This window comes from Pseudoduganella rhizocola, from assembly GCF_045984285.3.
Classification (GTDB): domain Bacteria; phylum Pseudomonadota; class Gammaproteobacteria; order Burkholderiales; family Burkholderiaceae_D; genus Rugamonas.
Genome location: NZ_JBJQIK030000005.1, coordinates 297,931 through 323,382, shown reverse-complemented (window position 1 = coordinate 323,382; position 25,452 = coordinate 297,931). Strand labels below are relative to the sequence as shown.

25 protein-coding genes are annotated in these 25,452 nt (G+C 64.9%); 8 read left to right on the top strand and 17 right to left on the bottom strand.

All coding sequences use genetic code 11. The annotated features are described in order from the left end of the window. Positions 1-71: 71 nt before the first annotated feature. The 12 genes from ACJRPG_RS14485 to ACJRPG_RS14430 form a co-directional block, all read right to left on the bottom strand. Positions 72-1,541 carry a Do family serine endopeptidase gene (locus ACJRPG_RS14485; protein ID WP_408000791.1) on the bottom strand — a complete coding sequence of 490 codons (1,470 nt, stop codon included), beginning with the start codon at positions 1,539-1,541 and terminating at the stop codon, positions 72-74. A 176-nt stretch (positions 1,542-1,717) separates the two neighbouring features. Then, complete coding sequence (locus tag ACJRPG_RS14480; RefSeq protein WP_408000790.1) at positions 1,718-2,002, bottom strand: sigma-E factor negative regulatory protein; 285 nt, start codon at positions 2,000-2,002, stop codon at positions 1,718-1,720. A 51-nt stretch (positions 2,003-2,053) separates the two neighbouring features. Then, a complete protein-coding gene (rpoE, locus tag ACJRPG_RS14475; RefSeq protein ID WP_408000789.1) occupies positions 2,054-2,653 on the bottom strand; it encodes an RNA polymerase sigma factor RpoE in 600 nt (199 codons plus the stop codon). Positions 2,654-2,728: 75 nt separating this feature from the next. Next, positions 2,729-3,148, bottom strand: a complete 420-nt coding sequence (locus ACJRPG_RS14470; RefSeq protein ID WP_408000788.1) for a protein YgfX — start codon at positions 3,146-3,148, stop codon at positions 2,729-2,731. Positions 3,149-3,234: 86 nt separating this feature from the next. Further along, positions 3,235-4,485 carry a beta-ketoacyl-ACP synthase II gene (fabF, locus tag ACJRPG_RS14465; RefSeq protein ID WP_408000787.1) on the bottom strand — a complete coding sequence of 417 codons (1,251 nt, stop codon included), beginning with the start codon at positions 4,483-4,485 and terminating at the stop codon, positions 3,235-3,237. Between the two features lie 36 nt (positions 4,486-4,521). Next, positions 4,522-4,761, bottom strand: a complete 240-nt coding sequence (gene acpP, locus ACJRPG_RS14460; RefSeq protein WP_130188465.1) for an acyl carrier protein — start codon at positions 4,759-4,761, stop codon at positions 4,522-4,524. A 147-nt stretch (positions 4,762-4,908) separates the two neighbouring features. Beyond that, positions 4,909-5,655, bottom strand: a complete 747-nt coding sequence (fabG, locus tag ACJRPG_RS14455; protein ID WP_408000786.1) for a 3-oxoacyl-ACP reductase FabG — start codon at positions 5,653-5,655, stop codon at positions 4,909-4,911. Between the two features lie 14 nt (positions 5,656-5,669). Then, the gene (gene fabD / locus ACJRPG_RS14450; protein WP_408000785.1) at positions 5,670-6,611 is read right to left on the bottom strand and encodes an ACP S-malonyltransferase; all 942 of its coding nucleotides are present in this window, start codon (positions 6,609-6,611) and stop codon (positions 5,670-5,672) included. Positions 6,612-6,701: 90 nt separating this feature from the next. Further along, positions 6,702-7,682: a beta-ketoacyl-ACP synthase III gene (locus ACJRPG_RS14445; protein WP_408000784.1), complete on the bottom strand. Its 981-nt coding sequence runs from the start codon at positions 7,680-7,682 to the stop codon at positions 6,702-6,704. 3 nt (positions 7,683-7,685) lie between these two features. Further along, positions 7,686-8,747 carry a phosphate acyltransferase PlsX gene (gene plsX / locus ACJRPG_RS14440; protein WP_408000783.1) on the bottom strand — a complete coding sequence of 354 codons (1,062 nt, stop codon included), beginning with the start codon at positions 8,745-8,747 and terminating at the stop codon, positions 7,686-7,688. Positions 8,748-8,872: 125 nt separating this feature from the next. Further along, a complete protein-coding gene (gene rpmF, locus ACJRPG_RS14435; RefSeq protein WP_231765507.1) occupies positions 8,873-9,055 on the bottom strand; it encodes a 50S ribosomal protein L32 in 183 nt (60 codons plus the stop codon). A 187-nt stretch (positions 9,056-9,242) separates the two neighbouring features. After that, entirely contained in the window at positions 9,243-9,737 is a 495-nt protein-coding gene (locus ACJRPG_RS14430; RefSeq protein WP_408000782.1) for a YceD family protein, read from the bottom strand. Positions 9,738-9,872: 135 nt separating this feature from the next. Between ACJRPG_RS14430 and ACJRPG_RS14425 the strand changes: the two genes are divergently transcribed. Continuing rightward, entirely contained in the window at positions 9,873-10,463 is a 591-nt protein-coding gene (locus tag ACJRPG_RS14425; RefSeq protein ID WP_408000781.1) for a Maf-like protein, read from the top strand. 2 nt (positions 10,464-10,465) lie between these two features. After that, complete coding sequence (locus ACJRPG_RS14420; RefSeq protein WP_408000780.1) at positions 10,466-11,203, top strand: SAM-dependent methyltransferase; 738 nt, start codon at positions 10,466-10,468, stop codon at positions 11,201-11,203. On the opposite strand, the gene ACJRPG_RS14415 is transcribed toward ACJRPG_RS14420, so the two are convergent. Both ACJRPG_RS14415 and ACJRPG_RS14410 read right to left on the bottom strand, forming a co-directional pair. After that, a complete protein-coding gene (locus ACJRPG_RS14415) occupies positions 11,189-12,451 on the bottom strand; it encodes an EAL and HDOD domain-containing protein (RefSeq protein ID WP_408000779.1) in 1,263 nt (420 codons plus the stop codon). The genes ACJRPG_RS14420 and ACJRPG_RS14415 overlap by 15 nt on opposite strands. 66 nt (positions 12,452-12,517) lie before the next feature. Beyond that, a complete protein-coding gene (locus ACJRPG_RS14410; RefSeq protein WP_408000778.1) occupies positions 12,518-13,438 on the bottom strand; it encodes a 23S rRNA (adenine(2030)-N(6))-methyltransferase RlmJ in 921 nt (306 codons plus the stop codon). A 129-nt stretch (positions 13,439-13,567) separates the two neighbouring features. Between ACJRPG_RS14410 and ACJRPG_RS14405 the strand changes: the two genes are divergently transcribed. Together ACJRPG_RS14405 and ACJRPG_RS14400 are read left to right on the top strand one after the other, a co-directional pair. Further along, a complete protein-coding gene (locus ACJRPG_RS14405; RefSeq protein ID WP_408000777.1) occupies positions 13,568-13,825 on the top strand; it encodes a hypothetical protein in 258 nt (85 codons plus the stop codon). Continuing rightward, entirely contained in the window at positions 13,822-14,034 is a 213-nt protein-coding gene (locus tag ACJRPG_RS14400) for a hypothetical protein (RefSeq protein WP_408000776.1), read from the top strand. The genes ACJRPG_RS14405 and ACJRPG_RS14400 overlap by 4 nt, the downstream gene beginning before the upstream one ends. Positions 14,035-14,073: 39 nt before the next feature. Here ACJRPG_RS14400 and aceA read toward each other — a convergent pair whose 3' ends face one another. Both aceA and ACJRPG_RS14390 read right to left on the bottom strand, forming a co-directional pair. Continuing rightward, on the bottom strand, positions 14,074-15,369 hold the full coding sequence (aceA, locus tag ACJRPG_RS14395) for an isocitrate lyase (protein ID WP_408000775.1): 1,296 nt from the start codon (positions 15,367-15,369) through the stop codon (positions 14,074-14,076). A gap of 240 nt (positions 15,370-15,609) precedes the next feature. After that, positions 15,610-16,824 (bottom strand): MFS transporter, encoded by a 1,215-nt coding sequence (locus ACJRPG_RS14390; protein ID WP_408000774.1) that lies wholly within the window; start codon positions 16,822-16,824, stop codon positions 15,610-15,612. Positions 16,825-16,911: 87 nt separating this feature from the next. Here ACJRPG_RS14390 and ACJRPG_RS14385 point away from each other — a divergent pair, with 87 nt between their 5' ends. Next, on the top strand, positions 16,912-17,688 hold the full coding sequence (locus tag ACJRPG_RS14385) for an AraC family transcriptional regulator (RefSeq protein WP_408000773.1): 777 nt from the start codon (positions 16,912-16,914) through the stop codon (positions 17,686-17,688). Here the strand turns inward: ACJRPG_RS14385 and ACJRPG_RS14380 are convergent, their stop codons facing one another. Beyond that, the gene (locus tag ACJRPG_RS14380; RefSeq protein ID WP_408000772.1) at positions 17,689-20,526 is read right to left on the bottom strand and encodes an ATP-binding protein; all 2,838 of its coding nucleotides are present in this window, start codon (positions 20,524-20,526) and stop codon (positions 17,689-17,691) included. 162 nt (positions 20,527-20,688) lie between these two features. On the opposite strand from ACJRPG_RS14380, the gene ACJRPG_RS14375 reads away from it, so the two are divergent. The 3 genes from ACJRPG_RS14375 to ACJRPG_RS14365 all read left to right on the top strand — a co-directional run bounded on the left by ACJRPG_RS14375 (position 20,689) and on the right by ACJRPG_RS14365 (position 25,439). Further along, positions 20,689-22,059, top strand: coding sequence for an aldehyde dehydrogenase family protein (locus ACJRPG_RS14375; protein ID WP_408000771.1), 1,371 nt, complete (start codon positions 20,689-20,691; stop codon positions 22,057-22,059). A 61-nt stretch (positions 22,060-22,120) separates the two neighbouring features. Next, positions 22,121-22,531, top strand: coding sequence for a hypothetical protein (locus tag ACJRPG_RS14370; protein WP_408000770.1), 411 nt, complete (start codon positions 22,121-22,123; stop codon positions 22,529-22,531). Between the two features lie 133 nt (positions 22,532-22,664). Then, the gene (locus ACJRPG_RS14365) at positions 22,665-25,439 is read left to right on the top strand and encodes an ATP-binding protein (protein ID WP_408000769.1); all 2,775 of its coding nucleotides are present in this window, start codon (positions 22,665-22,667) and stop codon (positions 25,437-25,439) included. The last annotated feature ends 13 nt before the right edge of the window (positions 25,440-25,452 follow it).

The following is a 25,452-nucleotide window of genomic DNA, read 5'->3' as shown; positions in this document are numbered from 1 at the left end:
GCGAATCATGACACCTTGGGGTCAGGCACCCGGTGTCATGTGACACGCGGTGCCTGACCCCATGGTGTCAGTTACTTGGCGTCCTTTTCCTTGGCCGGGGCCGGACGGAGCAGGATGTGGGTGGTGACGTCGTCGCGGCGGACCAGCACGACGGCCGGCCTGCTGCGGTCGAGCTTGGCGACCAGACTGTTGAACTGGCTGGCGCTCACAATCGCCGTGTTGTTGATTGCGAGAACGATGTCGCCTTCGCGCAGGCCTGCACCGGCGGCGCTGCCTTCGGTCGCGTCCACCATCACGCCGCCAGCAATGCCCAGGTCTTTCTTCTGGGCCGCCGTCAGGTCGCTGACCTTGAAGCCCAGCGCATTCGCGGTGGCTTCCGGTTTCGGTTTTTTCGGCGTCGGCTTGCCGCCACGCGTTGGCTGGTCGCCTTCGCGTTCAACCACGGTAATCGGCAGGTCCACCATGGCGCCGGAACGGAATACCGTCACCGTGGTCTTGGTGCCCGGCGTGGTGTTGCCCACGATGCGCGGCAGGTCGTTCGACTTGACGATTTCGGTACCGCCGAACTTGACGATGATGTCGCCCGCTTTCAGGCCGGCCTTGGCGGCCGGACCGTCATCCTCCACCATGGCCACTTCGGCGCCGCGCGCGCCTTTCAGGCCCAGCGTTTCCGCCACTTCGCGGCTCACTTCGTTCAGCGAGATGCCGATGCGGCCGCGCGAGACCTTGCCGCTCTTCTTGAGCTGGTCGGCCACGCGCATGGCCTCGTCAATCGGCACGGCAAAGGAAATGCCGTTATAACCGCCGGACAGGGTCGCGATCTGCGAGTTGATGCCGATGACTTCGCCGCGCATATTCAGCAGCGGGCCGCCGGAGTTGCCCGGGTTGACGGCCACGTCGCTCTGGATCAGCGGCAGGTATTCGCCGGTATCGCGCGACTTGGCCGAGATGATACCGGCCGTTACGGTGTTTTCCAGGTTGAAGGGCGAGCCAATGGCCAGCACCCATTCGCCCGGGCGGATCTTGTTGGAGTCGCCTATCGTCAGGTAGGGCAGCCTGGCGCCGTCGATCTTCAGCACCGCCACGTCCGTGCTCACATCCGAGCCCAGCACCTTGGCCTTGAACTCGCGTTTGTCGGTCAGGGTGACATAGACCTCGTCTGCCCCGGCCACCACATGGGCATTGGTCAGCACATAGCCGTCGGCCGAAATGATGAACCCGGAGCCGACGCCGCGCTGCACTTCGCGTTCCGGCTGCTGTTGCGGCGCCTGGCGGCGCTGGCTGCGCGGCGCCTGCCCACGCGGCATCTGGCCGCCAAAGAAGCGGCGGAAGAATTCCTGCATTTCGTCTTCATCAGGCTGCTCGCGCATCTTGAGGCGTTCGGTGGTGCGAATGTTGACCACAGCGGGGCCGACACGGTCCACGATATCGGCAAAGTCCGGCAGTCCGGCCACGGCCGCCGGGGCGGCAATAGCGGCCGGGGCCGCGCCCAGCAGCGCCGGCGCGAACAGAACACCTGCGCTGAGCATCAGCGCCGACATGGTTTTACTACCAGCAGAAAATTGAGTTTTCATATCGAATAGTAGGTTTTATCCAGGGTAAGTCAGGGTCGCTTGGCGCAAGCGCGAAGCTCCGCCACATGGTAAGCGAAAAGCAGCGTTGCAGCACGCACAAGATGTTGCAAGCCACGAGGAATTTCAAGAGGGAATTTGTAGCGCTATGTTGCGGCGGGTGCGTGGCGGCTCAAGGGGGCGGTTTCAGCAGGCGCAGCGGGCGCCACTTCCTGCGCCAGGCGCGCCGCCAGCCGGGCACTGAAATCGGGCGTCAGCTCGGCCCCCGCCTGGTCGGCGCGCAGTATATCGCCGATCAGCTGGTAAGTGTGCCAGGCGGCCTGCCCTTCCGGCATGGCGAGCGCGGCCAGGGTCAGCTCGGTCTCGCTGGCCGGCAATTCGCCGTCCAGCATGGCCGAAATGTTCTGCTGCAGATGGTGGGAGCTGTTCATTGCCGTATGTCACCAAAAATTACACCAGACTGATCCTTTAGTGTCAGACGCTTACCAGCGCTTGTCAACCGGCATATCCAATAAAGGCCGCAATTTCTCCGCAATGACTTCACGGGCCCGGAAAATCCGGCTGCGCACGGTACCGATGGGGCAGCCCATGATGGCCGAAATCTCCTCGTAGCTCAGTCCCTCGATCTCGCGCAGCACGATGGCCGTGCGCAGGTCGAGCGGCAAGGCGTCCATTGCCTCGTTGACCGTCTGTGCGATCTGCTTGCTTGCCAACATGGACTCCGGTGTATTGATATCGCGCAAAGCCTCGCCTTCGCCCTGCCCCGCCTGGTCCATGTCCGGCTCGCTCGACGTCGCCGGACGCCGCCCCTGGTTCACAAGGAAATTCTTGGCCGTGTTGATGCCGATGCGGTACAGCCAGGTGTAGAAGGCGGCATCGCCACGGAAATGGCGCAGGGCGCGGAAGGCCTTGATAAAGGTCTCCTGCACCACGTCTTCCGCTTCGGCCGGGTCATGCACGATGCGGGAGACAAGGCGCATCAGGCGCCGCTGGTATTTCGACACCAGCAGGTCGAATGCCTGCCGCTCGCCCGCCTGGACGCGCTCGACAAGTAGCTGATCGCCTTCACGGTCTGTCGTCACACCGGTGTCCTCGGGACGCTACCCTGTTATAGAGTTTGTCCGCTGCAATTGGTTCATGGGCCGGCGGCTTTTTTTTCAGCCGCGCGCGGCAATCGCCCGCAAAGCGAGCGCCAGGCGGCGAAACTGCGGCGCCGCCACACTATCCGGCAGCACCAGCAGCCACCGGGTCCGTCCTGATTCGGGCCGCAGGCGCAGCAGCATCAGCTGCGGCCAGAAGGTCGAGCCCGGCAGCAGGCGCACGTCCAGCCCTTGCTTCCGGTATACCGTCAGCCGGATCCGCCCGACACCAGAAATATCAATGTGCGCGGGCTTTCCCGGATACACGGCGGCCCATAGCGCGGCCAGCGCCGCCACCGCGAGCGGCGTCCCCTGCCACCAGGGCAGCGCAGCGGCCATCAGCGCCAGCGACAGGCAGAAGCCGCCCTGCAGCAGCCGCAGCAGGCGCGAAGGACGGACGAACACGCTCACCGCAATCGACATTGCGCGCGCTGACATCAAAGGTTGGAGGGGTATTACAGGAGCGCCAGCCAGGGGCCGGGCTTAACGCTCACTCCGGTATGACCGGAGTGAGCTCAGAAAGTTCAAACTTTTCCGAAGACGAGGCTGCCGTTCGTGCCGCCGAAGCCGAAGGAGTTCTTCAGGGCATAGTTGATCTGCATATTGCGCGCGGTGTTGGCGCAGAAATCCAGATCGCAGGCCGGGTCCTGGTTCATCAGGTTGATGGTTGGCGGCACCACCTGGTGATGCAGGGCCAGCACCGTGAACACGGCTTCCAGGCCGCCCGCGCCGCCCAGCAGGTGGCCGGTCATCGACTTGGTCGAGGACACCACCATATTCTTCGACGTCGCGTGGTCGCCGAAGGTGCGCTTGATGCCCACCACTTCGGCCACGTCGCCCAGCGGCGTGGAGGTGCCGTGCGCGTTGACGTAGTTGATCTGGTCCGGGTTGATGCCCGCGTTCCTGATCGCAGCCTGGGCCGACTTGCTGCCGCCGCTGCCGTCTTCGAGCGGCGACGTCATGTGGTAGGCGTCCGCGCTCATGCCGAAACCGAGCAGCTCCGCGTAGATCTTGGCGCCGCGCGCTTTCGCGTGTTCGTATTCTTCCAGCACCATGACGCCGGCGCCCTCGCCCAGCACGAAGCCGTCGCGGTCCTTGTCCCATGGACGGGACGCGGTAGCGGGGTCATCGTTGCGGGTGGACAGCGCGCGGGCCGAGGCGAAACCGCCCAGACCCAGCGGCGACACGGTCGATTCCGCGCCGCCGGCAATCATGATGTCGGCATCGCCGTACTCGATCAGGCGGGCCGCCGCGCCGATGCTGTGCAGGCCGGTGGTGCAGGCGGTGACGATGGCCAGGTTGGGGCCGCGCATGCCGTACTTGATCGAGAGGTTGCCGGAGATCATGTTAATGATCGAGGCCGGGACGAAGAACGGGGAGATACGGCGCGGACCGCGCTTGTCGTAGTCTTCCTTCTGCTCTTCGATCATCGGCAGGCCGCCGATGCCGGAGCCGATGATCACGCCGATACGGTCGGCGTTCTCTTCGGTGACGACCAGACCGGAATCCTGGATCGCCTGAATGCCTGCCGCCATGCCGAAGTGGATGAAGGTATCCATATGGCGGGCTTCCTTGGCGTCGAGGTAGTCCTCGACGTTGAAGCCTTTGACCTCGCCCGCGAAACGGGTCGAGAACGGCGTTGCATCAAACTTGGTGATATTGGCGATACCGGACTTACCCTCGGTAACCGCGCTCCACGCTTCGGCAATCGTATTGCCGACCGGGGATACGCAGCCGAGGCCGGTAACCACTACACGACGGTTTTTGGAACTCAAGCGAATCTCCTGGAGTCGATCGGGTGCTGCTGAAACTTAGGCCTTGACGTGGTTGGTAGCGTAGTCGATGGCTTGCTGCACGGTGGTGATCTTCTCAGCCTGCTCGTCAGGGATTTCCATTTCGAACTCGTCTTCCAGTGCCATCACCAGTTCAACGGTGTCCAGAGAATCGGCGCCCAGGTCGTCAACGAAGGACGATTCGTTCTTGATGTCCGCTTCAGCGACGCCCAGTTGCTCAGCGACGATTTTCTTAACGCGTTGTTCGATATCCGACATGTTATAGCTCCATTATGTGTATGTTACGGAAAGCGCGCATTTTATCAGGTTTGCGCACTGAAAAACTAATTTCGGCTTTTGCACCTAGCTGAACCGAATTCACTGCTAAAAGACGGGATCGCGCAGCCATCTTGCCGCGCGGCCTCATCAATTCATATACATGCCACCGTTCACGTGCAGCGTGGTGCCGGTGATGTATGCCGCAGCCGGGGACGCGAGGAAAGCGACCGCGGCGGCGATGTCTTCTGGCTTGCCCAGGCGGCCCAGCGGAATCTGGGTCAGCAGGGCTGCGTGCTGGTCTTCGCCCAGCACCTTGGTCATGTCCGTATCGATGAAACCGGGGGCAACGCTGTTGACGGTGATGTTGCGGCTGCCGATCTCGCGCGCCAGCGCGCGGCTCATGCCCTCCACGCCGGCCTTGGCCGCCGCGTAGTTCATCTGGCCGGGATTGCCGGAAGACGCCACCACCGAAGTGATGTTAATAATACGCCCAGTTTTCGCTTTCATCATGCCGCGCAGGACCGCGCGCGACAGGCGGCCCACGGCCGTCAGGTTGGTGGAAATGACGCTATCCCACTCTTCATCTTTCATGCGCATGGCCAGGTTATCCTGGGTGATGCCCGCGTTGTTGACCAGGATGCCGACCGCACCGTAGGCCTTGCCGATTTCATCGATGACCGCGGCACAGCGTTCGGCGTCGGTCACGTTCAGCACCATGCCTTTGCACGCTTCGGCGCCGATTTCCGCCAGGTAGGCGGAAATGGCTTCCGCCCCCGCTTCGGTGGTGGCGGTGCCGATCACGATCGCACCCTGGCGCGCCAGTTCCTGCGCGATGGCCTTGCCGATGCCGCGCGAGGCGCCAGTCACCAGTGCAACTTGTTTGGACAGACTCATTCGTTCTCCTTCTGTTATTTCAGGGAAGCCAGCAGGCGTTCCAGCGAAGCCTGGTCGGTGATGGCGTCGCCCACCAGCGAAGCATCGATACGCTTGGTCAGGCCCATCAGCACCTTGCCCGGACCGCATTCGATCACATTGCTGATGCCGTCGGCGGCCACCTTCTGCATGGTTTCCACCCAGCGTACCGGACGGGCCGCCTGGCGCACCAGCGCATCCTTGATGCCGGCCGGGTCGTTGACGACGGCCACGTCCACGTTATTGATCAATGCAATCTGCGGCGCCTTGAACTCGATATTGGCCAGGTAGTCGCGCAGGCGGTCCGAAGCCGGCTTGAGCAGCGAACTGTGGAACGGGGCCGATACCGGCAGGCGCATGGCGCGCTTGGCGCCCTTGGCCTTGGCGAATTCGCAGGCTTTTTCCACGGCGGCGGTATGGCCGGCGATCACCACCTGGACGGGGGCGTTGAAGTTGACCGGCTCCACCACTTGCGACGGGTCGGCGGCAACGGCTTCGGCGCAGGCCGCGCGCACGTCGTCGTCGGACAGGCCCAGCACCACGGCCATGGTGCCCTGCCCCACGGGCACGGCTTCCTGCATGGCCTGGGCGCGGAAACGCACCATGGGCACGGCGTCCTTGAAATCGATCACACCGGCCGCGACCAGGGCCGAGTATTCACCCAGGCTGTGGCCCGCCACCACGGACGGCACCGGGCCGCCGGCGGCGATCCAGGCACGGTAGGCGGCGACGGCGGCGGTCAGCATCACCGGCTGGGTATTGGTGGTCAGGTCCAGTTCTTCCTTCGGACCTTCGGCCATCAGCTTGCCGATATCGAACTGCAGCGCGTCGGAGGCTTCGGCGATGGTCTGGGCCACGACCGGGTTGCCGGCAAAGCCTTCCATCATGGCGACGGCCTGGGAACCCTGGCCGGGAAAAACGAATGCAAATTTGCTCATAGTTCTGTTCTTTTAGACTACTAATTCTAAAGATGTGCGATTTTACACGGCTCAGATGACAGGGCCTTGGATTTTCGCAAGGCCCGGAAATCACATCCTGGCCAGCACCGCGCCCCAGGTGAAGCCGCCGCCCACGCCTTCCATCATCACGGTCTGGCCTTTTTTCACGCGGCCGTCGCGCACCGCCTGGTCCAGCGCCAGCGGGATCGAGGCGGCGGAGGTATTGCCGTGCTGGTCCACCGTCACCACCATTTTTTCCGGCGGCAGGCCCAGCTTTTTGGCCGTGCCGTTCATGATGCGGATATTGGCCTGGTGCGGAATCAGCCAGTCGATCTGGTCCGACGTCATGCCCGCCTGTTCCAGCGCCTCATTGGCCACCTTCTCCAGCACGTTGACCGCCAGCTTGAACACCGCCTGGCCGTCCATGTACAGGAAGGCATTGCCCTCCACCGCGCCGCCCGACAGGCTGCCCGGCAGGTTCAGGATATCGCCATGGCGGCCGTCCGCATGCAGCTTGCACGCCAGCACGCCCGGCTCTTCCGATGCTTCCATCACCACGGCGCCGGCGCCATCGCCGAACAGCACGCAGGTGGTGCGGTCTTCGAAATTCAGGATGCGCGAGAACACTTCGGAGCCGATCACCAGCGCCTTCTTGTGCATGCCGGACTTGATGAAGCTGTCCGCCGTGGCCATCGCATACACGAAGCCGCTGCACACAGCCTGCACGTCCAGCGCCGCGCCGCCGTTGCTGATGCCCAGCTTGCGCTGCACCACGCAGGCCGTGCTGGGGAAGCTGCCGAAGAAGTCCGGCGTGGAGCTGGCCACGATGACGAGGTCGATATCGTCCGCCTTCAGGCCCGCCATGTCCAGCGCGCGCTGGGCAGCAATCACGCCCAGGTCGGAGGAATTCTGTTCCGGCGCCGCATAATGGCGCGCCGAAATGCCACTGCGCGAGGAGATCCATTCATCCGAGGTCTCGATGCCCTTGGCAGCGAGCTGGTCCGTCAGATCCTGGTTGGTGACGCGCCGCTCAGGCAGGTAGCTGCCTGTACCGATGATTTTGCTATACATGTCTCACCCGATGTTCGTTGCAACAGGTTCTTGTGGGGTTTCGCGCGGCATCAGCTCGGCGATCATCGCCGACAGCTGCTGCAGCACGTCCTGGCTGGCCGCATCGTGCGCGCGCCGGATGGCCCAGCTGAACGCTTCCGCATCGGCGCCGCCGTGGCTCTTGAACACGAGGCCACGCAGGCCCAGCAGGCTGGCGCCGTTATAGCGTGAAGGATTCAGACGGTTAGAGATGCGGCGCAGCGCAGAGTTCGCAATCAGCGCGCCCAACATGGTAATCGGGTTGCGTTTGAACTCGGTGGTCAGCACCATTTTCACGAAACGCGCCAGGCCTTCCACCGCCTTCAGCGTGACATTGCCGACGAAGCCATCGCATACGACGATGTCGGTGGTGCCCTTGAAGATGTCGTTGCCTTCCACATTGCCGTAGAAATTCAGGGCGCCACGCTCGTGGTCGGCCTGCAGCAGCTTGGAGGTCAGCTTGACGACCTCGTTGCCCTTGATGTCTTCCGTACCCACGTTCAGCAGGCCGATGGTCGGGCGTTCGATGCCCTCCATCGCGTGCACCAGCACGGAACCCATGATGGCGAACTGGTGCAGGTGGTGCGGTTCGCAGTCCACATTGGCGCCCAGGTCCATCACATAGGTCGGGCCATCCTTCTGGTTCGGCAGGATGGAGCAGATGGCGGGACGGTCCACGCCCGCCATGGTTTTCAGCACGTAGCGCGAGACGGCCATCAGGGCGGCCGTATTGCCGGCGGAGACGCAGGCCGAGGCCTTGCCGTCCTTCACCAGCTCGATCGCCACGCGCATCGAGGAATCTTTTTTACGGCGCAGCGCCACTTCCAGCGGATCGTCCATCGTCACCTGCTCGGAGGCGTGGTGCACGGTGATGCGCGGGTGGTTGTCGGCGCCCAGCTTCTTCAGCTCGGCACGCACGGCATCCTCCAGGCCAACCAGGATCAGCTCGGCATTGGGATCGCGTTTGAGGAAGGAAACTGCAGCGGGAATGGTAACTGAGGGGCCGTGGTCGCCGCCCATACAGTCGATAGAGATTTTGATTGTCATTGCGGGGCAAAGAGCAATGCTGACGCGGCGTCAGTTGCTGGGGAGTTCATAAAAGAAAAAGCGGCGCCACGTCAGCATGCACTGCGTCGCACCGCTTTAGTCTTGGGCCCAACAAAAAACGTCGATTACTCGTCGTTCTTGGTCTTCAGCACTTTGCGACCACGGTAGAAGCCGTTAGGGCTGATGTGGTGACGCAGGTGGGTTTCACCGGTGGTTGGCTCGACTGCCAGTTGCGGAGCAACCAGGAAGTCGTGCGAACGGTGCATACCGCGCTTCGAAGGGGATTTTTTGTTCTGCTGAACTGCCATGATGACTCCTAATACTTAAACTTAAGTTCTAAAATTTTAACACATCCGATCGGCAAAACGATGCAGATCGAGTATCCCTGGGGCAAATATTTTTACCCGATGGTCCAACCGACGTTACTGCCTTACTACAAATGCCAATACTCGATCGACTACACGCGTTTTGACACGTTCCTTACGACTGCAATTCTTACTTTTTGAGGTCCTTGAGCGCCGCGAACGGGCTCGGCTTCTCAGTCTTGAGCTTGTCGAGCAGCGCCGTATCCGGGCACACCTCGTGGCGCGGCGATTGCGGCAGGGCCAGCAATGCCTCGTCTTCAATCAAATCCATCAGGTTCATGGAGCGGGTGCCGACGATCACATCGATCGATTCATCATCGATGAGCTCTTCAATCTCATCGGCTTCGGCATCGCTCTCGCCCAGCATCAGCAGCGTGGACGAATCCATTTCATATGCAAACGGGGTCAGGCAGCGCTGGCAGTTCAGGTGCACGGTACCGGCGACGCCCAAACGCATCTGCGGGTAGCCCTGCTTGCTGGTACCGCCCTCCGCCGTCCAGCGCACATCGCCGCCGTCGTCGGCGCAGTCCTTCGCCAGACGTTCCATTTCAGCCACCGGCGTTACGCCGTCGCGCTTGCTGTTGGTCCGACAGAACTCGAAAGCGTCGATCACAAAAGCATTCATTGGCTAAATTTTCCCTCGAAAACCTGCGATAATAACAGGATTTTCACCGCCGCGTCAAAGACTTGCGCGTTTTTTCGCGCAAAACCGACGGCGCAGAGAGCATAGCGCAAATCCTGTCGCCTATCCAGAACAAAAATGCCGAATCCCGCACTGATCCTCGCTTCCAGCTCCGCCTACCGGCGTGAACTGCTGTCACGATTGCAACTCCCCTTCACGGCCGACGTACCGGACATCGACGAAAGCCCCCTGCCCGGCGAAAGCCCGTCCGCCACCGCCCTGCGCCTGGCCCGCGAAAAGGCGGCCGCCGTGGCCGGCCGCCATCCCGGCAGCCTGGTGATCGGCTCCGACCAGGTCGCCACACTGGACCATCTGCAGATCGGCAAGCCCGGCAGCCACGCCAATGCGCTGGCCCAGCTGCAGCTGATGCGCGGCCGCGAAGTCGTGTTCCATACCGCGCTCTGCCTGTGGGATGGCCGCGACGGCAGCCATCAAGTGGAAGACATTCAAACGGTGGTGAAGTTCCGCGACCTGCCCGATGCCGAACTGGATGCCTACCTGCGCATCGAGCAGCCTTACGATTGTGCGGGCAGCGCGAAGAACGAGGCGCTCGGCATCGCCATCCTCGAACGCATCGATTCCAGCGATCCCACCGCCCTCACCGGCCTGCCCCTGATTGCCCTGACCGGCATGCTGCGCAAGGCCGGCATTCAATTCTTTAACGTATAACCATGCCCGGCACCCTCTTCCTGATCCCGAACACCCTCGGCGAAACCGCATCGCTGAACCATGTCATTCCCGACCATGTGCAGGCGCTGACCGCCCAACTCGATCACTTCGTGGCCGAGAATGCCAAGACGGCGCGCGCCTTCCTCAAGCTGGTGGGCGGCACGCACCCGCTGAGCAAGCCGATGCAGGAAATCGCGATTGCGGAGCTGAACGTGAATACGAAGGCCGATGCGCTGGCCGGCCTGCTGGCGCCGCTGAAGGCGGGCCATGATGTGGGCCTGCTGTCCGAAGCGGGCGTGCCCGCGGTGGCCGATCCGGGCGCCGACCTGGTGCGCCTGTGCCATAAGGAAGGCATTGCGGTGCGCCCGCTGGTCGGGCCATCCTCGCTGCTGATGGCGGTGATGGCAAGCGGCCTCAATGGCCAGAGCTTTGCCTTCAACGGCTACCTGCCCACCGATGCGGCGGCGCGCGCCAAACGCCTGAAGGAGCTGGAAGAACGCTCACGCAAGGAAAAGCAGACCCAGCTCTTTATCGAAACGCCTTACCGCAATGCCGCCATGCTGGAAGCGCTGGTGGCAGGCTGCGCGCCGTCCACGCTGATCTGCGTGGCGACCGATATCAGCCTGCCTTCGGAAACGATCGGCACGCGCACGGGCGCGCAATGGAAAGGCCTGCTGGATGCGGGCAAGGCGCCGGACTTCCACAAGAAGCCGACGGTGTTCCTCTTACTGGCTGCTTGAAACGCCGTTCACCCACTCGTAGGCATTGAGCTGGGTCTCGTAGAGCTCCGGCAGCTCGATGCCCACCTTGTCGAGCAGGCTGGTCAGCTCTTCGCCGCCGCGCGCCATCTCGATCAGCTCGATCAGCATCAGCACATCGCCGAAGGTGCCGCTACGGTGCAGCAGCGCCTCGCTCACTTCCTCCGGCACATGGATCGATTCGAGCAATTCATCCATCTTGATGGAGAACAGCGCGTCCATCAGCGACATGATGCCGATGGTGAAGCCCACTTCCGCCGTGGCGCGGTCGCGCGGATTCAGGCGCTGCATCAGCAGCTCCATCATCTTGCCGCGCGAAGTCGCCAGCTGCAGCAGCGGCGAATCGAATTCGGAGCCGCGCGCATACAGCAGGATCTGCAGCCAGCGCTGCAGCTGGCGGCGCCCCAGCACCAGCAAGGCGTGGCCGACGGAGTCGATGCGCACGCTGGCGCCCACGCCCGGGGTGTTGACCAGCTTGAGCAGGTTCACCGAGATCAGCGGATCCTGCTTGACCTGCTGTTCGATATCGCGCTGTTCCGCTTCCGTCGTCAGCAGCTCCAGCAGCTTGATGATGGCCATCTGCGACGGCGAAATCTTCTTGCCGCTCAGGACGGCGGGCTTGGCGAAGTAATAGCCCTGGAAGTACTCGTAGCCCAGCTTCAGGCATTCCTCGAATTCTTCCTGGGTTTCGACCTTCTCCGCCAGCAGCTTGCGGTGCGGGCTTTTCAGCGATTCGGTCAGCGCCGGCAGCTCGCCGGGCGGAATCGCCTTCAGGTCCACCTTGATGATGTCCACCAGGGACTGCAGCTTCTCCACGATTTCGCAATCGGTTGCTACGTCGTCCAGCGCAAATTTGTAGCCGAGTGCCTTCAGCTCCACCACGCGCGCCACCACTTCGGGCGTCGGGTCCACCGTTTCCAGCACTTCGAGAATGACTTTGCCGGGCGGCAGGAAGGCGATGAAATCGCTCATCAGGCCAGCCGCGTCCACATTGACGAAGGCCAGCTGGTCGCCCACCACCTGCTGCATGCCGAGCTCGTTTGCATGCGCAATCACCGAGGCGGTAGCGGAGGTCCCGTCCGAGAACTCGGCGCCCGGCGCATGGTTCGCGCTGCGGTACAGCAGCTCGTACGCCACCAGCCGCTGCTCGCGGTTGAGGATGGGCTGGCGGGCCAGGAAGAATTGATTAACAAAACCTGGTGCGTTGAACGCAGCGTCGGCGACCATCATGGCGGGGACTCACTTACGAATAGATACTTGTAAGACTAATCCTACCCATGTTTTTTAGCAATATCTTTATGATTTGCTATGGCCTGTTGCCTTCGATGTGGTCACTTCACCACTCTCCAGTGTAAATTTGGCACCGTTGTCCCGTCCCAAAACCTTGACAAGATAGGGCATTACCTGCTTCAGCACAGGCTCCAGCGTATATGGCGGGTTCAGCAGGAACATGCCGCTGCTGTGCAGGCCGAATCCGTCGGGGCCGGGCGTGGAGATGGTCAGCGTCACGTTCAGCCAGCTGGCGGCCGGCAGGCGCTTCAGCTTTTCCGCGAAGTTGCGCGCCTCGATACGCTGCAGCACCGGATACCAGATCGCATAGGTGCCGGTGGGGAAGCGCTTCAGCGAGTCCGCCAGCATGTCCACCACCTTCTTGTAATCCTGCTTGTCCTCATACGGCGGATCGCACAGCACCAGCGCACGGCGCGATGGCGGCGGCAGCAAGGCGCGCACACCGAGGAAGCCGTCCGCCTTGTTGACGATGACGCGCTTGCCGCGCGTGGCCGGACGCTGGCCTTGCGCGGCCTGGTGCTGTTCCAGCTTGCGGAAGTTTTCATCCAGCAGCCGCGCGTCGGCCGGGTGCAGCTCGAACAGGCGCAGGCGGTCCTGTTCGCGCGCCACCTGCTCCGCCACATACGGCGAGCCGGGGTAGTAGCGCATCTTGCCGCTGGGGTTCATGGCGCGCACCAGGTTCACGTACTCGGCCAGCGCCGGCGGCAGGTCGTCGCGCTCCCACAGCGGGCCGATGCCGGTATCGAACTCGGAATTCTTGGTGGCCTGGGCGCTGTCCAGCGCATACACGCCGGCGCCGGAGTGCGTATCGATATAGGTATAGGCGACGTCTTTCTGGTTCAGGTATTGAAGCACCTGCATCTGCACGAAATGCTTGAGGACGTCGGCGTGATTGCCGGCATGGAAGGCGTGGCGGTAACTGAACATAGGGGGCTTCTTCTTGATCGAGCCATCATTATCCCATATCGACATGGATCAAAGGCGAGCCCGGCAGGATGTGCCAGGATAGCTGAGCCGCGCACAATCGGGCGTGCGGCCCATTCCGTGGAGGACATCATGGCATTTAATAACGTTGGTCCCCTGACCTTCCTGGCGCCTGGTCAGACGGCCTTCTGGAGCTACACCTACGGCGCCGATCACGGCACCCAGTTCGCGTCGGCGGATGTGAAGACGCCCAACCTGGGCGCGGTGCACCTGGCCGACCAGCAGCGCAAGCAAAAGCTCAACAACGGCAACACGAATTACTTCGTCGCCATCCACAACCAGGGTGCGGGTGGCTGCTTCCACAATCTGCAAGGCGGGGGGATGTCATGAAGATGACCATTGTGACGGATCGTGCCGGCAACATCATCGGCGCGGTGCAGGGCGAGTCCCTGACCGAGAAAAAAGACGGCGTGGAGGCGACGGTGAGCTTCGCACCGGGCCACCAGCTGCATACGGTGGACGTGGATGATGACATGGGCACCATCCGCGACCTGGACGAGTACCAGCAGCGCCTGTCGGCCCACGTGCCGAAGCCATAAGCGCAGCCGGGGCAGCCCCGATGGGGCTGCCCATCTTCCTCAAGCCACTTTTTTATCGAAGAACTGCTCGTCCTCGGTCGAGCCATGCAGCGCGGTGGTCGAGCTCTGGCCCTGCTGGATGGTCTGCGTCACCGCATCGAAATAACCCGTCCCCACTTCACGCTGGTGCTTCACGGCCGTGAAGCCTTTTTCCGCCGCGGCGAATTCCGCTTCCTGCAGTTCCACGAAGGCCGACATCTGGCGGCGCGCATAACCGTGGGCAAGGTTGAACATGCCGTAGTTCAGCGCATGGAAACCGGCCAGCGTAATGAACTGGAACTTGTAGCCCATCGCGCCCAGCTCTTTCTGGAATTTGGCGATGGTGGCATCGTCCAGGTTCTTCTTCCAGTTGAAGGACGGCGAGCAGTTGTAGGCCAGCATCTTGCCCGGGAATTTGGCATGCACGGCTTCGGCGAACTTCTTGGCGAAGGCCAGGTCCGGCTTGCCGGTCTCGCACCACACCAGGTCCGCATACGGCGCATAGGCCAGCGCGCGCGAGATCGACTGGTCGATGCCGGGACGCACTTTGAAGAAGCCTTCCACCGTGCGTTCGCCGGTGCAGAATTCCTTGTCGTTGTCGTCGATATCGGAGGTCAGCAGGTCGGCCGCTTCCGCGTCGGTGCGGGCGATCACCAGGGTCGAGGTGCCCATCACATCGGCCGCCAGGCGCGCCGCGGTCAGCTTCTCGACCGCTTCGCGGGTCGGCACCAGCACCTTGCCGCCCATGTGGCCGCACTTCTTCACGGAAGCCAGCTGGTCTTCGAAGTGCACGCCGGAGGCGCCCGCCTCGATCATGGACTTCATCAGCTCGAAGGCATTCAGCACGCCGCCGAAGCCTGCTTCCGCATCAGCCACGATGGGAGCGAAGAAATCGATATCGTCCTTGCCCTCGGACCACTGGATCTGGTCGGCGCGCTGGAAGGTGTTGTTGATGCGCTTGACCACCATCGGCACCGAGTTGGCCGGATACAGCGACTGGTCGGGATACATTTCGCCCGCCAGGTTGGCATCGCCCGCCACCTGCCAGCCGGACAGGTAAATGGCTTTCAGGCCGGCCTTGACCTGCTGCATGGCCTGGTTGCCGGTCAGCGCGCCCAGCGCGTTGACGAAGGGCTCGTTGTTCACCAGGTCCCACAGCTTTTCCGCGCCGCGCTTGGCCAGCGTGTGTTCGATCTGCACCGAGCCGCGCAGGCGGATCACGTCTTCCGCCGAATAAGTACGGGTAACGCCTTTCCAGCGAGGATTGGTGTCCCAGTCTTGCTGCAGTGCTGCGATTTGCTGTTCACGAGTTGCCATGATGCTCTCCTTAGTTGGAAGTGAAGTCCGTTAAGAACATCTTAGGCAAAATTGTTCAGTGCAACAATAGTCTTATATAAGACATATGAGCAATATATTTTCCTTATTTTTCAATATCTTGTATTGTATTTTCCATGATACGGAACGACATTTCTCGCAATGGAAGGAAAATCCCGGCAGTAAATGGTGCGCATTTCAGGATGCGAAATGACGTTCTCGCCAGATGAAAAATCGGCCTGTTCAGGCGGTGCGCAGCTGCGCGGAGCGCGTGCTGCCGCCTACCCCGACCGCCGTGGCAATGGCCAGTGCCTGGAAGAAAGCGATGCCCGCGAATACCCAGCTCGGATGGCCCGCATCCATGGCAGCGCCGAACAGCAGCGGGCCGATGGCGAGGCCGCTGTCCAGGCCGGAATACACCACACCGTAGACCCTGCCCGTCGCGCCCTTCGGCGCAGCGGCGCGTATCATCAGGTCGCGCGAAGGTCCGGCGATACCGGAGCAGAAGCCGATCAGGCCCATCAGCGGCAATGCCATCCACGCCGGGCCGGCGCCCGCCGCCAGCACCAGCGCCAGCAGGGCCGCGGCAGCGAAGGCCAGCGCCACGGTGCGGTCATGCTTCTGCGCGCCCGCGCCGAGGAAACCGCCCAGCAGCATGCCGCCTGCCGAGGCCAGCATATACGCCGTATAGGAACTGGTGGCCAGTTCCCGCGAGATGCCGTACAGCGACTGCAGGCTGATCGAGGCGAAACTCTGGATGCCGCCCAGCGCCACCGCCGTCAGCAGGAAAAAGGCGAAGCACATCCACACCGAAGGCAGGCGCAGGAAAGCCAGCGTGCCGCCCTGCTCCACCGCGCCGGCATGGCGCACGATGGGGTCGGGACGCAACGCATGGCGGTTCAGCCACAATACAAACAGCACGCTGAACGGAATGAGTGCAGCCCAAAGCAGCGCTGAGCGCCAGCCCTGGACGGCAGCAATCGAAGTGAGGAACAGTGGCGCCGCGGCCCAGCCGATATTGCCGCTGATGCCGTGCACCGAGAAACCATGCGCCAGCCGGGGGCGCGACACGCGCTGGTTCAGCAGCGTGTAGTCGGCCGGATGGAAAATGGAATTGCCCACGCCGGCCAGCACCGCGCCCGCCAGCAGCGCGCCATAGCTGCCGGCGCCCGACAGCACCAGCGCCGATACGCCCAGCATGGCCATGCCGAAGAACAGCACGGCGCGCGCTCCCACGCGGTCCACCACGAAACCGGCCATGGCCTGGCCCGCGCCGGAAATCACGAAGAACACCGTCATCAGCATGCCCAGCTCGGTGTAGCTGAGATTGAAGGCCGGCTTCAGCCAGGGAATCAGCGCGGCCAGGATCAGGTGATAGAAGTGCGAGGTGCCGTGCGCGATGCCAACCAGGCCGATCACGCGGGCATCCTGCCGGACGGTGTTGTCGTCAGAGCTCATGGAAAAATCCTTGTAGAAAGAATCAGTGTAAGCAAAGTGGCGGCGGCTGATTTAAGATAGAAGGACAACATTTATCGAGAAACCGCCATGCAGACCCTGCGCCCGATGCCCGGCCCCGGCCCCACGCTCCAGCAGCCCGTGACCATCACGGCACGCAACCTGGATGCGGACACCTCGATCGGCGCCCACAGCCATCCCTGGGGCCAGCTCACCTATGCGGTCAATGGCGTGATCCGCGTAAACGCGAACAACAGCAGCTGGATCGTGCCGCCGCAGCGCGCAATCTGGATCGCGCCCGGCATCGACCATGAGGTGACGATGCTGGAACCGGCTTACCTGTCGCCGCTGCGCATTCATGCGGAGCGCGAACCCTTCAACGGCGAGAAGTGCCGCGTGGTGGAAGTGAGCGGGCTGCTGCGCGAGCTGATTGCGGCGATGGGCGACCCGCAGCTGGCGCCGCAGCGCGCCGCGCTGATCGGCGAACTGGTGCTGGATGAACTGGCGCGCGCGCCGACGCGGCCGATCCGGGTGCCGCTGCCGCAGGATAAGCGCCTCAAGTCGCTGTGCGAGGCGCTGATCGGGAGCCCCGGCGCCACGCAAACGCTGGAGCACTGGTCGCGCGAAGTGGGCGCGTCGGAACGCACGCTGGCACGGCTGTTCGAGAAGGAGCTGGGCATGACCTTCGGCCAGTGGCGGCAGCAGGTGCGGCTGGCGCATGCGGCGCCCATGATCGCGCGCGGCATGCCCCTGTGGCAGGTGGCGCAGCAGCTGGGCTATGCCAGCCAGTCCGCTTTCACGGCCATGTTCCGCAAGACCTTCGGCAGCACGCCCTCCGCCTTCTTCGCGGACCAGCAGGGCGCCTGATCAGGCCAGCGCTTTCAGCAAGGCCGCCGCGGTGCGCAGGTCGTACGTCTGCCGGCCTTCCGTGAAGAAGCCATAGACCTCCGCCAGCGTGTGCCGGGCCTCCTGCCGCGCCGGTGCGCCGCCATTGCCGATGGCCAGGCGCGCCAGGCTGCAGGCTGCGCGCAGTTCCCAGGCGCGTGCGCCCTGCTCCCTTGCCACCGCCAGCGCGCGGCGGAACAGCGTCTCGGCCTGCGTGAAGGATCCCACCTGCAGCACCTCCTCGCCCCAGCAGCGCAGGATCTCCGCCATGCTCCATCCCGCAAGGCCCTCGTCGGCGCGGGCGATGGCACGCGGCGTGAGCATGGCGCCGTGCAGGGTGGCCAGCATGTCCACGTGCATGCCGCTGCAGAAGGGGCTGCGTTCCAGCGCGCTGAAGCCGGCGCCGCCATCGCCCCCGCCGCCCGTATGCAGCTGGATCGCCGCATCGAAGGCGCGCGCCCAGAACTGCCACAGGGGCAGCGATCCCTGGCGCGAACGCTCCAGCATCAGCGCGCTGTACTCGCCCGCTGCCGCCAGCTCGCCGGTCCACAGGGCCACCGGGCAGGCCAGCAGCAGGGCGAAGCACAGCGACACGCTGTGGTCGAGCTCCAGCCCTTCCGCCACGGCCTGCCGCGCCACCTCCAGGGCCTTGTCGGGACTGCCCTGCATCCATAACACCCGGCCCTGCACCGCCAGCGATGACACGCGCTGGTCGAACTGGAAGCCGTTGACGCGCGGCCGCCGCCGCCCGCTCAGGGGATGCGCCATCAGCACATCCACATGCGCGCGCGCCGCATGCTGGTCGCCCAGGTAGTGCATGGCGCGCGCCTGCATGCGCCGCCATGCCAGCTGCAGCATGTCGCCGCCGCCCTGTGCCAGTTCGCCGAAACGTCCGGTCAGGAAATGCGCCTTGCGGTACTCGCCGCGGAACAGCGCGTCGGTAAAGCAGCCCCACAGGGCGCGCACCGCCGTATCGTTGTCGCCCAGTTGTTCCGCCAGCTCCAGTGCGCGCTCGAAATTGCGCGAGCGCTCGTCGATATCATGCATATTGCCGACATGGAGCAAGGTATGGCCCAGCGCGAGATGCAGGCGCATGGCCAGCGGCGGCGCCAGGTCGATGGTATCGGCGCTGCGCGCCAGCGCCAGATCGAGCCGCTGGCGATATTCCTCCATCAGCGACAGCTGGTACCAGAGCGCAGCCGATACGGCGGTCAGTTCCAGCCCCGTAGCCAGTTCGCCGTCCGGGCCGAAGGCCCAGTCCAGCGCCGCGCGCACATGGTCGATGCAGCGGCCGTAGCGCGCCTGCCATTCGGTGGGGTTCAGCACTTCCCAATCCGCCTCCGCGCTTGCCATCAGGGCGCAGTAATAGCGCGCATAGCGCCGCGCCACCCCGCGCGCTTCGCTGCCCGCGCGCAGCTTCTCCATCGCGTAGGCGCGCGTGGTATCCAGCAGGCGGTAATGCACCAGCTCATTGCCCGAGTCCACGCCCACCAGCGATTTGGCAGCAAGATTGGCGATGCTCTCGAACACATCGGCGCGCTCGATGGCGCCCGCATGCGCCACCTCCGCCGCGGCATCCAGCGTGAAGCTGCCGCGGAAGATCGACAGGCGGCACAGCATGGCCTGGTCTTCGGGCGACAGCATGTCGAAACTCCAGTCCAGCGTGGCGCGCAGGGTCTGGTGGCGCGGCAGTGCGGTACGGCGGCCGCGCGTCAGCACGGCGAAGCAGTCTTCCAGCCGCGCCGCCAGGCCCTGCACGCCGAAGAATTCGGCGCGTCCCGCGGCCAGCTCGATCGCCAGCGGAATGCCGTCCAGGCGGCGGCAGATATCGACCACGGCGCCCGCATTGCCGGCATCGAGCACAAAGCTGCCCAATGCCGCCGTGGCGCGTTCCACGAACAGCTGCACGGCCGGACAGGCGGTCAGCTGGTCCAGGCTCAGGCCTTCGCCGGCGCTGGCCGGCACCGCCAGCGGCTGCAGGCGGTGCACCCATTCGCCTTCCGCACGCAGCGGCTCGCGGCTGGTGGCGAGGATGTAGATGCCGCTGGTTTCGCGCAGGATGCGCTCCGCAAGGCCAGCCACGGCATCGATCAGGTGCTCGCAGCTGTCCAGCACCAGCAGACCATGCCGGTTCTTCAGCGCGCCGATCAGCGTATCCAGCGACTCGTTCGAACCGGCGGGCCGGCCGAGCGACAGCGCGATGGCGCTGGGCAGCAGGCGCGCATCGGCCAGCGGCGCCAGGTCGGCAAAGTCCACATGGCCGGAAAACGTTGGCACAAGCCGGTTTGCGACGGCGCCCGCAATGGTGGTCTTGCCCATGCCGCCCGGGCCCACAATCGTCACCAGGCGGTGTTCGGGCAGCTGGGTGGCGAGCCAGTCCAGTACATCGTCGCGCCCGATCACGCGCGCGCGCGCGGCGGGCAACTGGGCGGGCGGCGGCGCCGGTTCCGGCGCCGGTTCAGGGTGCGGCACATGGCGCACCGGCGCCACAAAGCTGTAGCCCCGGCCCACCACGTTTTCCACATAGCTGTGGGCGTCGCCCCCCAGGGCCTTGCGCAAGGCGCCGATATGCACCCGCAGGTTGCCTTCCTCAACGAAGGTGCGCGGCCATACCCGGGCGATCAGCTCGTCCTTGCCGACCACCGCGCCGGCCTGGTCTACCAGCGCCAGCAGCAGGTCGAAAGCACGCCCGCTGAGGCGCACCGGATGGCCGCGGAACAGCAGCGCGCGTTCCGACGGCACCAGCCGGTAATCGCCGAACAGCACGGCGCCTTCCGGCATGGCCGGCAGGCCGCGAACACTGGAATCGCTACGCTGCATGGTCGCTCTTACCTCAAAAGCAATATTGATTTTTTCGGGGGCGAATTCTAACGTATGGAACAGCGCGCTTGATGCGGTTTACAACGCGATTTACAACAATTAATCACCTGTGACAGCAGGTTGCCAACCATTATGCAGCAACAGTCAACAAGCGGACAGGCAGTGTACGTTCCGCACCACGCCCGCCCGGTGCCGGCGCCGCTGGCCGGCCAGGCGCGGCTGGCGCTGGAGCGGGCCTGCAATGCCGCAGCCCAGGCCGCCGAAGCGATGGCCCATGGCGCGGCGGCGCAGCGCGCCGGCCTGCTGGACAGCATCGCCCTGCGCCTGGAGCAGGAGCGCGGCGCGATCCGCCGCCTGGCCATGGCCGATACCGGCTGCAGCGCTGCGGCGGCCGACGCGGAACATAGCGCCGCGCTTGCGGAACTGGCGGCTTTCGCGGCCGTGCTGCGCACGCCGGACGCGGCAGCCGGGATCCCGGTGCGCAAAGCCGCCCTCGGCGCCGTCGCCGCCCTCGGCAATGGCTGCCTTACGCCGCTGTATGCGGCAGCCGGCAGCCAGATCGTGGCCGCCCTGGCGGCGGGCTGCGCCGTGGTGACGCTGCGCCACCACCTGCATCCCCGCTGCAGCGCCCTGGTCGGCGGACTGGTGCAGCATGCGCTGGCCGACTGCGGCCTGCCCGCCGGCCTGTACCAGATGCTGGACGACCATCCCGGCAGCGCGGAAACCCTGCTGGCGCATCCCGCCATCCGCGGCGCGCTGTATGACGGCAGCCGCTTCGACGGCCTGCGCTACCAGCACGCGGTGCTAGAGCGCGCCGACCCGATTCCCGTACTGGGCCAGCTCCCCGGCAGCAATCCCGTTTTCATCCTGCCGGCCGCGCTGAATGCGCGCGCCGAGCACCTGGGCCAGCAGCTGCTGCGCCAGTTCATGCCGCCCGGCCTGCACCAGGCCCATAAAACCGGCATGGTGGTGGCAATCGACGGTCCCGGCTTCATCGACCTGCGCGAAGCCATCATGGATACGGTAGCGGCCATGCCGCCGGTGCCGATGGCGAACTACAGCATCAGCTGCTACCACCGGGGCAGCGTCGACCGCCTGCTGAACGATGCGCAGGTGGACCTGCTGGCGCAAGGCGCGGAACCGGCCGATGCGCCTTCCGGCGCCCGTGCCATGTTTGCGGAAGCGGAAGCCGGCGCCCTGCTCGGCTCCCCGCAGCTGGCCGAGGAGCGCCCGGGCCCCGCCGGCCTGCTGCTGCGCTGCGCGGACGCCGGGCAGATGCTGGCGGTGGCGCGCATCCTGCGGCGCCAGCCCATGGCCGCCCTGCACCTGCGCGACGGCGATGCGGCGGACCTGGCGCTGGCCGCCCGCCTGCTGCCCTTGCTGGAGCGCATGACGGCCCATGTGGCCATCAACAGCTTCAGCGCCGCCCCAGGCCAGACCCCGGCCACCGCCGCCGAGGCCATCGCGCGCCTGCAGCGCCCGGTGTTTTTCCAGAACCTTCCACCGCAGTTAACAAGGCTTTACAAGGATTAATTCGCTAGCAGGCAGTGCCGACTTCTACAATCAGAAACGTCACCATAGGGCGAGACCGATCATGACCACCATGTGCCTACCGCAGCGCGTTCCCCAGCTTCATACGCCGGCCTTGTGCAGCGGCGAAAAGGTTGGCGTCGCAAAAATCCGCATCCGCCAGAGCGCGGCCCACACCATGGCCGTGCTGGGCTCCTTCGTTGCCGCCGACCGCCTGCTCAAATCCTGGGCAACTGGCAAGCGCGACCAGCCTGCCTGCGAGTTCGAGATCGTCTATCTCGACGGTTTCGAGCTGAGCGGCCTCTATCCGATGCGCCAGAAATGCACCACGCGCCAGTCGCTGGGCGCCTATGTGCGGCGCGTGATCGAGCAGATGGACGGCCTGGCCAGCATCCGCTTCGGCGCCGGCCGGCCGCCGGAGCGTTTCCTGGACCAGTACGAAGTGGAAGATTTCGCGGAGCGCGATCTGCCGTAAAACGTTTTCCTGGCGTCAGCCTCCTGTAATATTCCAGGGATAGAATCGGGCCAATCAAAACAGCAACACGCACAGATCCACTGAGAGAGATCACGGCATGACACTCCCGCAAAACGAGTCGTCAGAGCATTGCGTGTCATTTGGCTCGTTCCGCCTGCTCCCCTTCCAGCGCGTGCTGCTGGAAGGCGACCAGCCGCTCAAGCTCGGCTCACGCGCTTTCGACATCCTGGCTGCCCTGCTGGAAAGGGCCGGCGAAACCATTGGCAAGGCCGAACTGATGGCGCGCGTGTGGCCGGATACCGTGGTGGAAGAAGCCAACCTGCGCGTGCACGTGGCAGCCCTGCGCAAGGTGCTGCGCTGCGGGCAGCAACAGCGCTATATCGAAAACGTGGCGGGACGCGGCTATTGCTTCATCGCCCCGGTGCAGCGCCGCCAGGCTGCCAGCCTGCCTGCGGCGCGCGCTGGCTGGCCGATTACCGTCAGCACGCTGGCGGGACGCGGCGAAGCGCTGGCGCAGCTCGAAGCGCAGCTGCAGGAGCACCGCCTGGTGTCGCTGGTGGGCGCCGGCGGCGCAGGCAAGACGGCGCTTGCGCTGGCGGCCGCCCACGCACTGGCAAACCGCCTGCCCTTCTGCTTCGCCGACCTCTCCACTGTCACCACGCCGGGCCGCCTGGTGCCCGCCGTCGCGCTGGCGCTCGGCCTCGGCGTGCAGCCCTTGCCGGCCGTGCTGCAGCACCTGCGGGAACGCTCCCTGCTGCTCATCCTCGACAACTGCGAACATGTGATCGACAGCGCGGCGGCGTTCGCCGAGCAGGCCTTGCAGCACGCGCCGCAGCTGCGCATTCTCGCCACCAGCCGCGAAGCGCTGCGCGCGGCGGACGAGTGGGTGCACCGCCTGCCGGGCCTGCAGCTGCCGCCGCGCACCATCACTACGGCGCACGATGCGCTGCGCTGGCCTGCCGTCGCCCTGTTTGCGGAACGGGCCGGCGCAGTGCGCAACGGCTTTGTGCTGCGCGATGAAGACGTGGCGCCGCTGCTGCAGCTGTGCAGCGCGCTCGATGGACTGCCGCTGGCCCTTGAACTGGCGGCGGCAAGGGTGGACCTGTTCAGCGTGCAGGAAATGGCCGCCAGGCTGGACGAGCGCTTCCAGCTGCTGAACCGCGGCCGCCGCACGGCCCCGCCGCGCCAGCAAAGCCTGCTCGCCTCGCTGGACTGGAGCTACCGCACGCTGACGGCCGCCGAGCAGCGCGTGCTGCAGCGGCTTTCCCTGTGGCGCAGCCCCTTCGACATGCCGATGGCCTGCGCTGCCATGCAGGGCGCCGGCCTGTCCGCCGGCGCCATCGAAGACGCCATCGTCAGCTTGAGCGCGCGCTCCCTGCTCTACACCTGCAAGGGCGGCGACACGCTGGTGTGCGGCCTGCCCGATACCGTGGCCCTGTATGGCCGCCAGCAGCTGGCCATGGACGAAGCGCAGGCGCAGGCCGCCCACGCGCAATACGCGCAGGCCTGCATCACGCAGCTGGCGCAGCTCGAAGCGGACTGGCAATGCCAGCCCGCCGACGTCTGGCGCAAGCGCCATGCGCCCATGCTGCCGAACGTGCGCAGTGCGCTGGCCTGGTGCTTCGGGCCGCAGGGCGATGCGAACGCAGGCATGGCGCTGCTGCTGGCCTCCGGCCTGCTGTGGGTGGAAATGCTGCTGCTGGACGAACAGCGGCAGTGGCTTGAGCAGGCCCTGGAGCGCGTCGCGCAAGGCGCGGACAGCGATCCCCTGACCGAGATGAAGCTGTGCAGCGCGCTGGGCAATGCCCTGTTCCACCTGCATGGCGGCGATGCTTCGGCAGCCGCCTTCGCGCGCGCTTTTGCAATTGCCGAAGCCAATGGCGACCTGCACCAGCTTGCGCTGGCCTTCTCCGGCCTGTGCTCCGGCTTCGTGATGGCGGGCGACTATGCGGCGGCGCTGCAGCTGGGCGAACGCTTCCAGGCCGGCATCCGCTATGCCGGCTCGCGCGATGCGCAGCTGGTGCATGACCGCGTCACGGCGATGTCGCTGCACCTGTCCGGCGACCAGCGCGGCGCCGAACGCCTGGCGCAGCAGGTGATGCACCAGCGCCAGTCCGCACAGCGCCGCACGCGGGCCAGCGCCGTGCACTACGACCAGTATGTGGCCGCAGGCGTGGTGCTGGCGCGCGCACGCTGGCTGCAGGGCTATCCGGAACACGCGCAGCAGCTTGCCGATGCCGCCGTGGCGCGTGCCCGCCACACCGGCGACCGCATCTCCGAATGCTATGCGCTGACCGCCGCCGCCTTCCCTGTCGCCTGGTGGAACGGCGAGCTCGCAGGCGCGGCGGCGGCACTGCGCGCGCTGGCCGAGCTGAATGCGGAACGTTCGCATCCCTACTGGAATGCCTGGGGCGAGCGCTACGAAGCGCTGCTGGCAAGACAGTCTCCCGCAGCGGGGCCGCAGCACCACAGTCCGCGCCGCGGGCCCCAGATCGAAACCCTGCTCACCCTCGACGGGCGCTATCTGGATGCGGAAACCGTGGGCCGGGTGGAAGCCGGCCAGGCCGGCTGGTGCGCGCCCGAAGTGCTGCGCCTGCAGGGCGATGCCGCGCTGGCCGACGGCCAGACCGGCGCCGCGCGCCGCGCCGGCCACCTGTACCGGCAGGCGCTGGACCTGGCGCGCAGCCAGGGCGCCCTGGCCTGGGAACTGCGCTGCGCCACTTCGCTGTCCGCCCTGTGGCACCGCGAAGGCAGCACCGAAGCGGCCTGCGAACTGCTGGACGGCGTGCTGGCGCGTTTCAGCGAAGGCTTCGGCACGGCCGACCTGCAGGCGGCCACGCAGCTGCTGGCCAGAATGGAAAACGCCGCCGTACTCCGGAGAGCACGGCGGCGCGATACTGCGGCCTGAATCGGCCACCCGG

Bases quoted from the DNA above. Each gene is read 5' to 3' on its own strand.
- aceA (WP_408000775.1), bottom strand. From the start codon at position 15,369: ATGGCAACTCGTGAACAGCAAATCGCAGCACTGCAGCAAGACTGGGAC.
- fabG (WP_408000786.1), bottom strand. From the start codon at position 5,655: ATGAGTCTGTCCAAACAAGTTGCACTGGTGACTGGCGCCTCGCGCGGC.
- ACJRPG_RS14430 (WP_408000782.1), bottom strand. From the start codon at position 9,737: ATGAATGCTTTTGTGATCGACGCTTTCGAGTTCTGTCGGACCAACAGC.
- fabD (WP_408000785.1), bottom strand. From the start codon at position 6,611: ATGAGCAAATTTGCATTCGTTTTTCCCGGCCAGGGTTCCCAGGCCGTC.
- acpP (WP_130188465.1), bottom strand. From the start codon at position 4,761: ATGTCGGATATCGAACAACGCGTTAAGAAAATCGTCGCTGAGCAACTG.
- ACJRPG_RS14480 (WP_408000790.1), bottom strand. From the start codon at position 2,002: ATGAACAGCTCCCACCATCTGCAGCAGAACATTTCGGCCATGCTGGAC.
- ACJRPG_RS14405 (WP_408000777.1), top strand. From the start codon at position 13,568: ATGGCATTTAATAACGTTGGTCCCCTGACCTTCCTGGCGCCTGGTCAG.
- plsX (WP_408000783.1), bottom strand. From the start codon at position 8,747: ATGACAATCAAAATCTCTATCGACTGTATGGGCGGCGACCACGGCCCC.
- ACJRPG_RS14380 (WP_408000772.1), bottom strand. From the start codon at position 20,526: ATGCAGCGTAGCGATTCCAGTGTTCGCGGCCTGCCGGCCATGCCGGAA.
- ACJRPG_RS14400 (WP_408000776.1), top strand. From the start codon at position 13,822: ATGAAGATGACCATTGTGACGGATCGTGCCGGCAACATCATCGGCGCG.
- ACJRPG_RS14415 (WP_408000779.1), bottom strand. From the start codon at position 12,451: ATGATGGTCGCCGACGCTGCGTTCAACGCACCAGGTTTTGTTAATCAA.
- ACJRPG_RS14425 (WP_408000781.1), top strand. From the start codon at position 9,873: ATGCCGAATCCCGCACTGATCCTCGCTTCCAGCTCCGCCTACCGGCGT.
- ACJRPG_RS14470 (WP_408000788.1), bottom strand. From the start codon at position 3,148: ATGTCAGCGCGCGCAATGTCGATTGCGGTGAGCGTGTTCGTCCGTCCT.
- rpmF (WP_231765507.1), bottom strand. From the start codon at position 9,055: ATGGCAGTTCAGCAGAACAAAAAATCCCCTTCGAAGCGCGGTATGCAC.
- ACJRPG_RS14385 (WP_408000773.1), top strand. From the start codon at position 16,912: ATGCAGACCCTGCGCCCGATGCCCGGCCCCGGCCCCACGCTCCAGCAG.
- ACJRPG_RS14420 (WP_408000780.1), top strand. From the start codon at position 10,466: ATGCCCGGCACCCTCTTCCTGATCCCGAACACCCTCGGCGAAACCGCA.
- ACJRPG_RS14485 (WP_408000791.1), bottom strand. From the start codon at position 1,541: ATGTCGGCGCTGATGCTCAGCGCAGGTGTTCTGTTCGCGCCGGCGCTG.
- ACJRPG_RS14390 (WP_408000774.1), bottom strand. From the start codon at position 16,824: ATGAGCTCTGACGACAACACCGTCCGGCAGGATGCCCGCGTGATCGGC.
- ACJRPG_RS14445 (WP_408000784.1), bottom strand. From the start codon at position 7,682: ATGTATAGCAAAATCATCGGTACAGGCAGCTACCTGCCTGAGCGGCGC.
- ACJRPG_RS14410 (WP_408000778.1), bottom strand. From the start codon at position 13,438: ATGTTCAGTTACCGCCACGCCTTCCATGCCGGCAATCACGCCGACGTC.
- ACJRPG_RS14370 (WP_408000770.1), top strand. From the start codon at position 22,121: ATGACCACCATGTGCCTACCGCAGCGCGTTCCCCAGCTTCATACGCCG.